Raw genomic sequence first — 11,570 nt, 5'->3', positions numbered from 1 at the left:
GGCAGCGGCGGCGGTTAGGCGTAGAGCGCGAAGTACACCGCGATGTGGTGGGCGAGCGCCGCGACCAGGGTGCACGCGTGGAAGAACTCGTGGTGGCCGAAGGTGTCGGGCCACGGATTGGGACGCTTGAGGGCATAGAGCACGCCCCCGACGGTGTACGCCGCCCCGCCGACCGCCAGGAGCACCAGCACCGTGACGCCGCCCGCGCTCAGGAACGTGGGGAGCGCGAAGACGGCGACCCAGCCGAGCGCCAGGTACAGCGGGACGGCCAGCCAGCGCGGCGAGTCCGGCCAGGCCATCTTGAGGGCCACGCCGAGCAGCGCGCCGCCCCACACGACGGACAGGATGACCGTGGCGGTGCTCCTGGGCAGCAGGAGGACGCTGAACGGGGTGTACGTCCCCGCGATGAACACGAAGATCATCGAGTGGTCGAGCCGGCGCATCATCTTGAACCCGCGATGGGTCCACCACCGGCGGTGGTAGAGCGCGCTGACCCCGAAGAGGCCGCAGATCGTCAGGCAGTAGATGGCGGTGGAGACGAGGGGGGCCCAGCCGGGGCGGGAGGCGGCGAGCGAGGTCAGCACGATGCCGCACACGATGGCCGTGAAGAAGGCGTAGACGTGCAACCAGCCCCTGGCGCGGGGCTTGTGGAAGATGAACCGCTCAGCAGGCGGGCTGACCTGAGTCGTCACTCCCCAAGGTTACGGTCCCGTAGGTTCGCGACAAACATGCTTCGTCTCACAATCACCCGAATTCCCGGGGTACGCGGCCCGGACCGGCGCCGGCTTTGCTGCGCGGCTCGGAGCGGCGCGGGCCGGAGCCGGGCGTGCCGACTCTGACGCCCCCTCCGGGCACACCGGCCCACCCGGCGTGCCCGGCACCGGCTCAGCGGGTCGGTGAGGCCGTCGGGAACCCTGCCCGGCGGGTCGGCGTGGCGGTGCTGCGGGCCGGCGTCGACGTCCGCGTCGTTCCGGTGGTGCGGGTCGGCGCGGTGGTGCGCGAGGTCGTGCCGGTCGTGCGGGTCGGCGTCGGGGTCGGCGTGCTGGTGTTGGTGCGGGTCCGGACCCGGGACCGCCTCTTGCAGCCCGTCAGAGTGGCGGTGCCGACCGCCGCTAGTCCGAGCATCTGGAGGAGGTGGCGACGGTTCATGATGCGGTTCGTGCCTTTCGCGTGAGGGATATGCGCGGAGAGTACTCACGCGCCGCAAACAGCCTCCCAAACGCCGCTTGCACCCTACTGACATCGGCCACACGCAGGCACTTCACCCGGCCGGTACCAAACAAAGATCATTATCTATTACGGTGCGTCACCGGACCACCCCTACGATCCACTGGTCGTGACGAGAGCGAGCTGGAGTCGAGCCGTATGCCCACCGAACCCGCCGCCACCCGGCCGGAACCGCCGTACTACGCCGCGATCCTGAGCACCTGGCTCTCCGGCGAGGATCCCGACGGCTACGCCGACATGGGCGCCCGGATGGCCGAACTCGCCGAGGCGCAGCCCGGATACCTCGGCCGGGACTCGCTGGACGGCAAGGACGGCCACGAGCTGACCGTCGTGTACTACGACACGGAGGATTCGATCCGCCGGTGGGCCGAGCACGCCGAACACCTGGTGGCGCAGCGCCTGGGCCGGGAGCGCTGGTACGAGGCGTACGAGGTGCGGATCGCCCGGGTGGAACGCGAGTACCGCTTTCGGCGCGGCTAGGAGGACCGGCCCCAGTAGGCCGAACTGGCGCCCAGCACCGCGACGCGGGCCCAGCGGCGGACGCGAATCGGCCCTCGCACCGGGGTCGGTGTGCGAGGGCCGAATCGGACTACGAGCGGTCTAGAACGCGTCCTCCGAGAGGTCCATCAGGTCGCCGTTGGCGTTCTCCATGATCTTGCGGTCGGAGGTCAGGCGCGGGAGCACCTCGCGGGCGAAGAAGCGCGCGGCGGCGACCTTGCCCTGGTAGAACGTGTCGGCCGGGTTCTCGTTGAGCCGGGCGAGCGCGATCTCGGCCTGGCGCTGGAGCAGCCACGCCACGATCAGGTCGCCGACGGCGAGGAGCAGGCGGCGGGAGTGCAGGCCGACCTTGTACAGCTCGGTCGGGGTCTGCTGGGCCTCGCCGAGGAAGCCGCCGAGGATGCCGACCATGCCCTGCACGTCACCGGCGGCCTTGGCGAGCGCGGCGCGCTCCTCCTTGAGCTGGCCGTTGCCGGCGCCGGACTCCAGGAACGCCTGGATCTCGCCCGCGACGGTGGCCAGGGCGACGCCGCCGTCCTTGACCACCTTGCGGAAGATCAGGTCGAGGCTCTGGATGGCCGTGGTGCCCTCGTAGAGGGTGTCGATCTTCGAGTCGCGGACGTACTGCTCCAGCGGGTAGTCCTGGAGGAACCCGGAGCCGCCGAAGATCTGCAGGCTCTCGTGCCCGAGCAGCTCGTACGCGCGCTCGGAGCCGCAGCCCTTCACGAGCGGGAGGAGCAGGTCGTTGACCCGGGTGGCCAGCTCGGCCGCGTCGGTGTCGCCGGACGCCTCGGCCAGCTTGACCTTGTCCTGCCACTGGGCGGTGTAGAAGACGAGCGCGCGCAGGCCCTCGGCGTAGGACTTCTGCAGCATCAGGGAGCGGCGGACGTCCGGGTGGTGGGTGATCGTGACCCGGGGGGCGGCCTGGCCGGGGTTGGTCAGGTCGGCGCCCTGCACGCGCTGCTTGGCGTAGTCCAGCGCGTTGAGGTAGCCGGTCGACAGGGTCGCGATGGCCTTGGTGCCGACCATCATCCGGGCGTACTCGATGATGAGGAACATCTGGCGGATGCCGTCGTGGATCTCGCCCATCAGCCAGCCCTTGGCGGGCTCGTTCTCGCCGAGGGTCAGCTCGCACGTGGTGGAGACCTTCAGGCCCATCTTGTGCTCGACGTTGGTGACGTACGCGCCGTTGCGGCCGGTCAGCTCACCGGTCTCGGCGTCGAAGAAGTGCTTCGGCACGACGAAGAGCGAGAGTCCCTTGGTACCGGGGCCACCGACGCCCTCGACGCCGACCGGGCGCGCGAGGACATAGTGGATGATGTTGTCGGACAGGTCGTGCTCGCCCGAGGTGATGAACCGCTTGACGCCCTCGAGGTGCCAGGAGCCGTCGGGCTGCAGGTAGGCCTTGGTGCGACCCGCGCCGACATCGGAACCCGCGTCGGGCTCGGTGAGGACCATCGTGGCACCCCACTGCTTCTCGACGAAGAGCTTCGACCACTCCTTCTGCTCCGGCGTGCCCTCGCGGAAGAGGGTGTGGGCGAAGGACGGGCCGGCCGCGTACATCCAGATGGCGGGGTTGGCGCCCAGGACCATCTCGGCGATCGCCCACCACAGGGTGCGCGGCGCGTTGGTGCCGCCGAGGCCCTCGGGCAGGTCGAGGCGCCAGAACTCGGAGTCCATCATCGCCTTGAACGACTTCTTGAAGGACTCGGGCAGCAGCGCGGTGCTGGTCGCCGGGTCGAAGACCGGCGGGTTGCGGTCGCCGTCGAGGAAGCTGGCGGCGAGGTCCTCGCGCGCGAGCCGCTCGACCTCGGCGAGGATGCTGTGCGCGGTGTCGCGGTCCAGCTCCGAGTAGGGCCCGGTGCCGAGCACGTCGCCCAGGCCGAACACCTCGAACAGGTTGAACTCAAGGTCCCGCAGATTGCTCTTGTAATGCGTCATCGGTACCGCTCCCCGGTGGCCTCAGAGTCATGTTACTTCCCGGTAACTTAAGTATATTACCTGGGAGTAGCCTCCTGCCGGGCCAGTTTGATGTGATGCGCATCACAGTTTCTCCAGGGTGACGGCATCCCGACAGAGCGTCACCCATTGACGTGAATGCTCGTTTCCTACTCAAACACGGTGACGTGAGTCGATCGGGAGGCGAGCGAGATGCTGAAGAGAATGAAGCGCATCTTCACTGGGCGCTACCGCGGCCGCCACCGCGCTGGGTCCTAGCGCGCTGGGGGAACAACCCAAAGGGGTCCGGGACTACGCCACCCGGGCCCCTTTTCCCTGCTCGGAACCGTGCCGCTCCCACCCGGAGGCGCGCCACTCCCGCCATGAAAGCCCGTGCCGGAGCCCCGCCCACCCGGACCCCGCACCGCCCGGGCCACCGGCTCAGTTCTCCCCGACCGCCCAGCTCGGCGTCGCCGGCTCGACCGGCGGCCTGGTCGCCGTGTACTCCAGCAGCACCATGGCGATGTCGTCGTCCAGCACCCCGTGCACCCAGTCCAGCAGCGCCGTCTCCAGCGAGGCCAGCCCGTCGGCGACCGTCCCGTGGCCGAGCAGCCCCCAGGCGCGCTCCTGGATCGGGAAGAACTCCCCCGACCGGCGCGCCTCGGTGAGCCCGTCCGTGTACAGCAGCAGGCGGTCGCCGGGCTCCAGGCGTTCGACCCGGGGCGGCGGGGCCGGCATGAAGCCCAGCGGCGGCGCGGGGGCCGGCGGGTCCAGGGAGATGACCTGGCCCCGGCGGAGCAGCAGCGGCGGCGGGTGGCCGCAGTTCACCACGGTCAGGGTGCCGCCGCGTTCCTCGATGATGGCGGCGGTGACGAAGTCCTCGTAGCCGACGGAGCGGGAGACGGCGCGGTCCAGGTCGGAGACGATGGCGCGCAGGTCCGAGCGCTCGTACGCGACGTGCCGGTAGGAGCCGAGTACGCCGCTGGCCAGGCGGACGGCCTCCAGGCCCTTGCCCCGGACGTCACCGATCAGCAGCCGGGTGCCGTACGGGGTGTCGAGGGCCTCGTACAGGTCGCCGCCGATGTCGGCCTCGGCGCTCGCGGACACGTACCGGCCGGAGATGGCCAGGTTGCCGGCCTGCGGGCCGATCGGGCGCAGGATCGCCTGCTGGGCGACCGAGGCGAGGTGGGTCAGGGTGGCGAGCTGTTCGAGCTGGCGCCCCCGGAACTTGGCGACCCCGATCCCGATCCCGGTACTCAGGCACACGGCGACCAGTTGCAGCACGGCCGCGGCGTACCACTGGCCGGGGTCCGGCACCATCACGAAGGCGCATCCGACCCCGAAGCTCGCGGCTCCCGTGACCAGGACGGAACGCCAGCCGGCGAACGCGGCGGACAGCAGGGGCGGCAGGGAGAGCAGGCCGAGATAGTTCGGCCGGTCGCCGTCCGCGATCTCGATGATGATGATCAACGCAAGCAGCACAAATGCCGCACCCAGGCCGGCGCGCGCCTCCGGCCTGGGTGTGCGACGGGTCTGCTGCAGTGACATAGCCTCTCCGCGGCGAAGACGGTTGTCTCAGCATGCCTCGCCGAAGCGGGCATCAGAAGAGCTTTACGGTCAGACCCGCCGAACGATCAGCCCAATACTTCCCACTTGGCCGATTTCAGTACTCCCTGGGATTTCGGCGCGATCGCTCCGAATGCCCCGGCGGAGAGGTCGATGCACCGATCTCCGGAGTACGGACCCCGGTCCGTGATCCGCACGATGACCGACTTGCCGTTGGCCGGGTTGGTGATCCGGACCTTCGTGTTGAACGGCAGCGACTTGTGGGCCGCCGTCATCGCGTTGGCGTCGAACTTCTCCCCGTTGGCGGTCGTGCCGCCGTCGAAACCGTCGCCGTCGCCGTAGTACGACATGGCGCAGGAGCCCGAGTTGGTCACGTTCGCCGGCGGGGCGGCCTTCGTGGTCTTCGGGGGCGCCGGCTTCGGCGAGAGCGAGGGGGTCGGCGACGCGCTCGGCGAGGGGCTGGGCGAGGCGGAGGGCGACAGCGACGGGGACGGCGACGCGGTGGGCCGCTTGTCCCGGTCGGCGCGGTCCGCGATCTCACGGACGGAGGAGGTGTTCCGGGTGTCCGGGGCGGACGTCAACTGGACGGTGGCGAAGCCCACGCCGGCCAGGATTCCGAGTACCGCTGTGCCGGTGATGATCTGTAGCCGGCGCGACTGGAAGCGGTGAGACTTAGGGGTGGGTTCTTCTTCTACGGCTTGATGGCCGGTCAAGAGGTGAACCTTTCCTAGACGACAGGACCTGGCGACCGTAGACACACAGTCACCAGTAGCTCAACTGGACAGACCCCAAATTGGTAACCTTGTCCGGTTAAATAGCTGGTCGGTCCGGGGGTGGGGTCGGCTGATCGGCCCAGCCTTTACTACCGTTAGTCGCGATTGGTGCACAATTTGCTACGTGCACTTCAGACACCTCGCGGCCGTCACCGGCATGCTGTTCGTCGTCCTGGCCGCCGACTCCGCGGTCGCCGACGGGGATCCGTGGGAGCCGCTCGCCACGTACCAGATCAATGTGGGTACGGCCGATGCGGACGGTGCCGGACTCGTCCTCCGCGACGCCAGCGGCCACGGCCACGACCTGTCCGCGCAGACCTCCCGGGGCGGCGCGATCACCCTGGTCCGCGACGGGGACCGGCCCCGGCTGCGCTTCCCCGCACCCTGCCGGGACGCCGACCGGCACTGCCCGCACGCGATCCTGCAGGGCGGGGCCGCCGAGGACCTCAACCCCGGGGAGCGGCGGCTCAGGTTCGGCGCGACGCTGCGGATGTCACCCGCCGAGACGACGGACGGCTCCAACATCCTCCAGAAGGGGTACTCGCTGCAGGGCAGTCAGTACAAGTTGCAGGTCGACGGGCTCGCCGGGCACCCGAGCTGCGTGTTCGTCGGGGACGGCCCGATCTGGATGGCGCTGTCCGGCACCGGGGTCGCCGACGGCCAGTGGCACGACGTGGCCTGCGAACGCGACGGCGGGACGCTGACGGTCACGGTCGACGGCGCGCGGACCGGGCAGATCACCATCCCGGAGGACCTGAGCGTCGAGAACGACGAGCCGCTCCGGTTGGGCGGCAAGGACGCGGGGGCGAACAACGACCAGTTCTCGGGGGAACTGGCGGCGGCGTTCGTGTCGGTGGCCGACTAGCGCGTCGACCAGGTGCGCCAGCTGCGGTACGAGCGGCTCGGGGTCGGGCCGCGCTGGCCCTGGTACCGCGAACCGTAGATCGCCGAGCCGTACGGGTGCTCCGACGGGCTGGACAGCTTGAAGATGCACAGCTGGCCGATCTTCATACCCGGCCACAGCTTGATCGGCAGGTTCGCCACGTTGGACAGTTCCAGCGTGACGTGGCCCGAGAAGCCCGGGTCGATGAACCCGGCCGTGGAGTGGGTGAGCAGCCCCAGCCGCCCGAGGCTCGACTTGCCCTCCAGCCGGCCGGCGAGGTCGTCGGGGAGGGTGACCGCCTCCAGGGTGCTGCCGAGGACGAACTCCCCCGGGTGCAGCACGAACGGCTTGCCGTCCTCGACCTCGACGAGTTCGGTCAGCTCGTCCTGCTGGATCGCCGGGTCGATGTGGGTGTACTTGTGGTTGTTGAACACCCGGAACAACCGGTCCAGCCGCACGTCGATGCTCGACGGCTGCACGAGGGCGGGCTCGAAGGGCTCCAGGCCGAGGCGGCCCGACTTGAGCTCGGACACCAGGTCACGGTCGGAGAGCAGCATAAGTCGAGGGTAGTCGGCCCGGTGACGTACACGGCATGGGCCTTCCTGTGGATGGGACAGGTCATTCCCGCCGCCGGGAACCCGGCCCCACCGGCGGACGCCAGGTCACGCCCGGCGCCGGCCCCCGGCGCCCGATCCGCGCCAGGAATGGCATCGATGACCGGGTGTCCTACGTACAAGTCGAACAGGTGTTCGATAGTATGTAGGCATGACCACGTGGTCCCAGTTCAACGCGTCCGATCCCGCGCTCGCCGCCGCGATCGCCGCCCTGCTGCATCAGTACGGGCCAGGAATGGCCTACCTCGCCACCGTCCGCCCCGACGGCGGCCCCCGTCTGCACCCCGTCTCCCCCGTCATCACCGACGAGGGCCTCTACTGCTTCGTCGTCGACTCCCCGAAGCGCCGCGACCTGGAACGCGACGGCCGCTACGCCCTGCATTCGTACCCTTCGGAGGAGGTCGACGACGAGGCCTACCTGACCGGCGTGGCCGTCCCCGTGCTCGACGTGCCCCTGGTGCTTCGCCTCGCGTCCACGTACGACGCGGCCCCGCACGGCAACTGGAAACTGTTCGAGTTCACGGTGGAGACGGCGATGCTCGCGACGTACCGGAGCCGGGGCGGCTGGCCCCCGGAGTACCGGACGTGGCGGGCCCTGGAGAGCGCGAAACTGGCGGATCGGGTACAGTAGCTCCGCTGGCGGGTGTAGCTCAATGGCAGAGTTTCTGCTTCCCAAGCAGACGGCGCGGGTTCGATTCCCGTCACCCGCTCCACGTGAAAGGCCCCGACCACTCTGGTCGGGGCCTCACTTGTCGGTGCGCGCCCCGACCGACCGGCCGGGACCCGTACCCGCAAAAGGGCTATTCGGTGTTCTGCTTCGCGGAGGTCGGAGCCGATCCCGCGCTGACGGACTCCCGTAACGCGTGTCTGCCGGGCTTCGTGTTCAGGTCTTCGGACTCGGGGCCGTACGCCGAGTTGTCGGAGTCGGCGAGGTTCTCGCCGCCCGAGCCGATGTAGCTGTGCTTGCCCATCGTGACCTCCGCGGGTTCGGAACGGAATCTCCTAGAGAGTGCCAGAGCCAGCGACTCCAGGTAACCCCCAAGTTCCTTTGCGTGACAACTACCGACGAAAGTGCGAGCGGGTATTGACTTATCCGCCGAGGAGCTCTCGGGCCCATCGGGGCAGAACGCCCTTCTTGACCAGACCGGTACTGCGGACCTTCACCTCGCCCATCACGACGTTCAGGTGGATCCGGATCGTCGGGGTGCCCGGCAACCGGGGCACGGGGGCCAGCTTGAGGCTGCGCTCGCCCATGATGACCGAGCCGTACAGCTCGACGTCGACGCCCTCGGGGACCGTGATGGTCAGTTCCCCCATCACGCAGGTGCCCTTGATGTCCACGATGCCGTCGGACAGCGCCTCCTGGCTCAGGGCCACGTCGCACAGGTCGAGCTTCATCTCGCCCATCAGGACGAAGATCTTCAGGTACCGCGAGAGGTTCCACCGGCCGGACCGGTGGTTCTCGCCCATGATGGTGCGGATGTTGGTCTCCGCCAGGGAGCGGGACTCCCCGACGATGGGCTGGCGCATGGCCACCACGCCGTCGAGCGCCTTCACCAGTTCGTCGTGCTCGTCGGCGGCCCACACCGCGCCCACCCGGACGCTGAACTCCTCGAGACTGATCCGGCCCTCGCCGCAGGCTCGTTGCAGCGCCTCTGCTGCCGGTGCGCGTTCGAGATCAGTGATGCCCATGCGGCAAACGGTACGGTCGGCGGCACGGTGACGTCAACGTGATGTCAGGATCCGGCCAGCTGTCGGGAGCCGGGACCGCGCGGGTCCCGGCGACCTACGTGGCCGGGACCGCCCGGGTGCCGACGACCGCGTTCAGCACGTCGTCGAGGGTCACGATGCCCAACGGGCGGCCGCTGTCGGCGACGAGCACGATGTGCCGGTGCTCGCGCCGCATGTGCAGCAGCAGCTCGGCGAGGGTGACGCCGGGGGTGACGGTCGGCAGCGGGCGCAGCAGCGGCGGGCTGGAGACGCCCAGTACGTCCTTGACGTGGAAGAACCCGCGCACCAGGCCGGCCTCGTCCACGACGGGGAACCGCGACCGGCGGGTCCGGGTGGCGAGCGCCTCCACCTCGGCGGCCGTGATCGACGGCTCGACGGAGACGACCTGCGACCAGGTCCGCATCGCGTCGGCGGCGGTGCGGCGGCGCAGGGCGAGCGCGCCGGTGATCCGGGCGTGCTCCTCGGCGTCGAGCAGGCCCTCGGTCCGGGACTCGGCGACGAGCCCGGCCAGCTCCTCGGCGGTGTAGATCGTCTTGACCGCGTCGGCGGCCTCGATCCGCCAGATCCGCAGCACCTGTTTGGCCGCCCACTTCAGCGCCACGAGCAGCGGCTTGAGCGCCAGGCAGAACACCAGCATCGGCGGCCCGAGCCACATCACGGCCTGCTCGGGGCCGGCGAGGGTGATGTTCTTCGGCACCATCTCGCCGAGCACGGTGTGCAGGAAGACCACGATCGCCAGAGCGAGGACGAAGGCTGTGGGGTGTACGGCGCTCTCCGGCATCCCCACCGCGTGGAACGGGGCCTCCAACAGGTGCGCGAGGGCCGGTTCCGCGACGGCGCCCAGGCCGAGGGAACAGATCGTCACGCCGAGCTGGGCGCCCGCGATCATCAGCGGCAGCTGGCGCATGGCGGACAGCGCCCACCGGGCGACCCGGGACTTCTCGGCCATCGGTTCGAGCATCGTGCTGCGCGAGGCGATCAGGGCGAACTCGGCGGCGACGAAGAACGCGTTGCCCACCAGGAGGATCAGGGTCAGCAGCAGGTTCATGATTCCTCGTCGTCCTCGGAGACCGGCGGCTGCACCTTGACCTGCTCGATCCGGTGCTTGTCCATCTCGGTCACCGTGAACTCCCAGCCCTCGTACTCGACGCGCTCGCCGACGTCCGGGAGGTGGCCCAGTTGGGCGAGGAGGAAGCCGGCCAGGGTCTCGTACGGGCCGTCGGGGAGGGAGAAGCCGGTCTGCTCCTGGACCTCGTCCTCGCGGAGCACCCCGGACACCGTCTCGGTGACGGGGGCGGCCAGTTCGCGGCGGTCGTGTTCGTCGACGATCTCGCCGACCAGTTCCTCGACCAGGTCCTCGATGGTGACGACGCCGTCCGTGCCGCCGTACTCGTCGACGACGATCGCGAGGTCCGAGTCGCCGCGCCGCAGCTCGTCGAGGACGGCGTCGAGGTCGAGGGACTCGGGGACGAAGACGGGCTCGCGGGCCACGTTGCGGACCCGGACGAAGGCGCGGTGCGCGGGGTCGATGGCCAGCGCGTCGGCGATGGTGGCGACGCCGACGACCTGGTCGAGGGTGTCCACGTACACCGGGAAGCGGCTGCGGCCGGTCTCGCGTACCCGGCTGATCATGTCCGCGACGGTGGCGTCGGCGGGCAGCGCCACGACGTCGACCCGGGGGGTCATGGCCTCGGCGGCCCGCTTGTCCCCGAACCGGATCGTGCGGCGGAGCAGCGCGGCGGTCTCGGCGTCCATCGCGCCCGCCTTGGCGGACATGGCCACCAGCAGGCCCAGTTCCTCGGGCGAACGCGCGCTGGCCAGTTCCTCCTGGGGCTCGATGCCCATCCGGCGGACCAGCCAGTTCGCGGAGCCGTTCAGGATCTTGATCAGCCAGCCGAACGCGGTGGAGAACCGGCGCTGCCAGGGCGCGGTGGCCCGGGCGATCGGCATCGGCCTGGCCAGCGCGGCGTTCTTCGGCACCAGCTCGCCGAACAGCATGGAGAACAGGGTCGCGATGCCCAGCGCGATGCCGGTCGCGACCCCGTCGTTGCTGATCACCGGGTGGATCAGGTGGGTGATCGCGGGCTTGGACAGGTACCCGCTCAGCAGGGCGGTCAGCGTGATGCCGAGCTGCGCCCCGGAGAGCTGGAAGGACAGGGTCCGCAGCGCCTTCTGCACGGTCCTGGACTTGCGGTCGCCGGAGGCCGCTTGTTGCTCGATGGCCGCCCGGTCAACCGTGACCAGGGAGAACTCGGCCGCAACAAAGAACGCGCACCCCGCCGTAAGCAACACGAAAGCGGCTAACGGCAGTAGATCACCCACTGAAAAATCACCCCTCGG

The 11,570-nt window shown here is 69.7% G+C and carries 14 protein-coding genes and 1 tRNA gene; 5 read left to right on the top strand and 10 right to left on the bottom strand.

The window, feature by feature from the left end:
• Positions 1-14: 14 nt before the first annotated feature.
• Both trhA and PT931_RS01440 read right to left on the bottom strand, forming a co-directional pair.
• Positions 15-692, bottom strand: coding sequence for a PAQR family membrane homeostasis protein TrhA (gene trhA, locus PT931_RS01445; protein WP_456243882.1), 678 nt, complete (start codon positions 690-692; stop codon positions 15-17).
• Positions 693-885: 193 nt separating this feature from the next.
• On the bottom strand, positions 886-1,149 hold the full coding sequence (locus PT931_RS01440; RefSeq protein ID WP_456243881.1) for a hypothetical protein: 264 nt from the start codon (positions 1,147-1,149) through the stop codon (positions 886-888).
• Positions 1,150-1,365: 216 nt separating this feature from the next.
• Between PT931_RS01440 and PT931_RS01435 the strand changes: the two genes are divergently transcribed.
• Positions 1,366-1,707, top strand: a complete 342-nt coding sequence (locus tag PT931_RS01435; RefSeq protein ID WP_456243880.1) for an antibiotic biosynthesis monooxygenase family protein — start codon at positions 1,366-1,368, stop codon at positions 1,705-1,707.
• A 120-nt stretch (positions 1,708-1,827) separates the two neighbouring features.
• Here the strand turns inward: PT931_RS01435 and PT931_RS01430 are convergent, their stop codons facing one another.
• The 3 genes from PT931_RS01430 to PT931_RS01420 form a co-directional block, all read right to left on the bottom strand.
• Entirely contained in the window at positions 1,828-3,666 is a 1,839-nt protein-coding gene (locus PT931_RS01430; protein ID WP_456243879.1) for an acyl-CoA dehydrogenase, read from the bottom strand.
• A 438-nt stretch (positions 3,667-4,104) separates the two neighbouring features.
• Positions 4,105-5,211 carry a PP2C family protein-serine/threonine phosphatase gene (locus PT931_RS01425; protein WP_456243878.1) on the bottom strand — a complete coding sequence of 369 codons (1,107 nt, stop codon included), beginning with the start codon at positions 5,209-5,211 and terminating at the stop codon, positions 4,105-4,107.
• An 86-nt stretch (positions 5,212-5,297) separates the two neighbouring features.
• The gene (locus PT931_RS01420; protein WP_363729193.1) at positions 5,298-5,579 is read right to left on the bottom strand and encodes a septal ring lytic transglycosylase RlpA family protein; all 282 of its coding nucleotides are present in this window, start codon (positions 5,577-5,579) and stop codon (positions 5,298-5,300) included.
• On the opposite strand from PT931_RS01420, the gene PT931_RS01415 reads away from it, so the two are divergent.
• Together PT931_RS01415 and PT931_RS01410 are read left to right on the top strand one after the other, a co-directional pair.
• Positions 5,578-5,898 (top strand): hypothetical protein, encoded by a 321-nt coding sequence (locus PT931_RS01415; RefSeq protein ID WP_456243877.1) that lies wholly within the window; start codon positions 5,578-5,580, stop codon positions 5,896-5,898. The genes PT931_RS01420 and PT931_RS01415 overlap by 2 nt on opposite strands.
• 228 nt (positions 5,899-6,126) lie before the next feature.
• Positions 6,127-6,867 carry a laminin G domain-containing protein gene (locus tag PT931_RS01410; RefSeq protein WP_456243876.1) on the top strand — a complete coding sequence of 247 codons (741 nt, stop codon included), beginning with the start codon at positions 6,127-6,129 and terminating at the stop codon, positions 6,865-6,867.
• On the opposite strand, the gene dcd is transcribed toward PT931_RS01410, so the two are convergent.
• On the bottom strand, positions 6,864-7,442 hold the full coding sequence (dcd, locus tag PT931_RS01405) for a dCTP deaminase (RefSeq protein ID WP_363729190.1): 579 nt from the start codon (positions 7,440-7,442) through the stop codon (positions 6,864-6,866). The genes PT931_RS01410 and dcd overlap by 4 nt on opposite strands.
• 208 nt (positions 7,443-7,650) lie before the next feature.
• Here dcd and PT931_RS01400 point away from each other — a divergent pair, with 208 nt between their 5' ends.
• Together PT931_RS01400 and PT931_RS01395 are read left to right on the top strand one after the other, a co-directional pair.
• Positions 7,651-8,130: a hypothetical protein gene (locus PT931_RS01400; protein ID WP_456243875.1), complete on the top strand. Its 480-nt coding sequence runs from the start codon at positions 7,651-7,653 to the stop codon at positions 8,128-8,130.
• 8 nt (positions 8,131-8,138) lie between these two features.
• A tRNA-Gly gene (locus PT931_RS01395) sits at positions 8,139-8,212 on the top strand.
• Between the two features lie 87 nt (positions 8,213-8,299).
• On the opposite strand, the gene PT931_RS01390 is transcribed toward PT931_RS01395, so the two are convergent.
• From PT931_RS01390 to PT931_RS01375, 4 genes are all read right to left on the bottom strand, one after another.
• The gene (locus PT931_RS01390; RefSeq protein ID WP_363729188.1) at positions 8,300-8,470 is read right to left on the bottom strand and encodes a hypothetical protein; all 171 of its coding nucleotides are present in this window, start codon (positions 8,468-8,470) and stop codon (positions 8,300-8,302) included.
• 118 nt (positions 8,471-8,588) lie between these two features.
• Positions 8,589-9,191, bottom strand: a complete 603-nt coding sequence (locus tag PT931_RS01385; protein WP_456243874.1) for a DUF1707 SHOCT-like domain-containing protein — start codon at positions 9,189-9,191, stop codon at positions 8,589-8,591.
• Positions 9,192-9,285: 94 nt separating this feature from the next.
• Positions 9,286-10,281 (bottom strand): hemolysin family protein, encoded by a 996-nt coding sequence (locus PT931_RS01380; RefSeq protein WP_456243912.1) that lies wholly within the window; start codon positions 10,279-10,281, stop codon positions 9,286-9,288.
• Positions 10,275-11,522: a hemolysin family protein gene (locus PT931_RS01375; protein ID WP_456243873.1), complete on the bottom strand. Its 1,248-nt coding sequence runs from the start codon at positions 11,520-11,522 to the stop codon at positions 10,275-10,277. The genes PT931_RS01380 and PT931_RS01375 overlap by 7 nt, the downstream gene beginning before the upstream one ends.
• Positions 11,523-11,570 lie beyond the last annotated feature (48 nt).

It is taken from the genome of Longispora urticae, from assembly GCF_053902585.1.
This window is presented reverse-complemented; position numbering and strand designations above follow the sequence as displayed.

What these genes read in the sequence shown, in the direction of transcription:
- PT931_RS01420 (WP_363729193.1), bottom strand. Translation starts at nt 5,579, where the DNA reads ATGTCGTACTACGGCGACGGCGACGGTTTCGACGGCGGCACGACCGCC.
- dcd (WP_363729190.1), bottom strand. Translation starts at nt 7,442, where the DNA reads ATGCTGCTCTCCGACCGTGACCTGGTGTCCGAGCTCAAGTCGGGCCGC.
- PT931_RS01430 (WP_456243879.1), bottom strand. Translation starts at nt 3,666, where the DNA reads ATGACGCATTACAAGAGCAATCTGCGGGACCTTGAGTTCAACCTGTTC.
- PT931_RS01440 (WP_456243881.1), bottom strand. Translation starts at nt 1,149, where the DNA reads ATGAACCGTCGCCACCTCCTCCAGATGCTCGGACTAGCGGCGGTCGGC.
- PT931_RS01400 (WP_456243875.1), top strand. Translation starts at nt 7,651, where the DNA reads ATGACCACGTGGTCCCAGTTCAACGCGTCCGATCCCGCGCTCGCCGCC.
- PT931_RS01425 (WP_456243878.1), bottom strand. Translation starts at nt 5,211, where the DNA reads ATGTCACTGCAGCAGACCCGTCGCACACCCAGGCCGGAGGCGCGCGCC.
- PT931_RS01385 (WP_456243874.1), bottom strand. Translation starts at nt 9,191, where the DNA reads ATGGGCATCACTGATCTCGAACGCGCACCGGCAGCAGAGGCGCTGCAA.
- PT931_RS01435 (WP_456243880.1), top strand. Translation starts at nt 1,366, where the DNA reads ATGCCCACCGAACCCGCCGCCACCCGGCCGGAACCGCCGTACTACGCC.
- PT931_RS01415 (WP_456243877.1), top strand. Translation starts at nt 5,578, where the DNA reads ATGGCGCAGGAGCCCGAGTTGGTCACGTTCGCCGGCGGGGCGGCCTTC.
- PT931_RS01390 (WP_363729188.1), bottom strand. Translation starts at nt 8,470, where the DNA reads ATGGGCAAGCACAGCTACATCGGCTCGGGCGGCGAGAACCTCGCCGAC.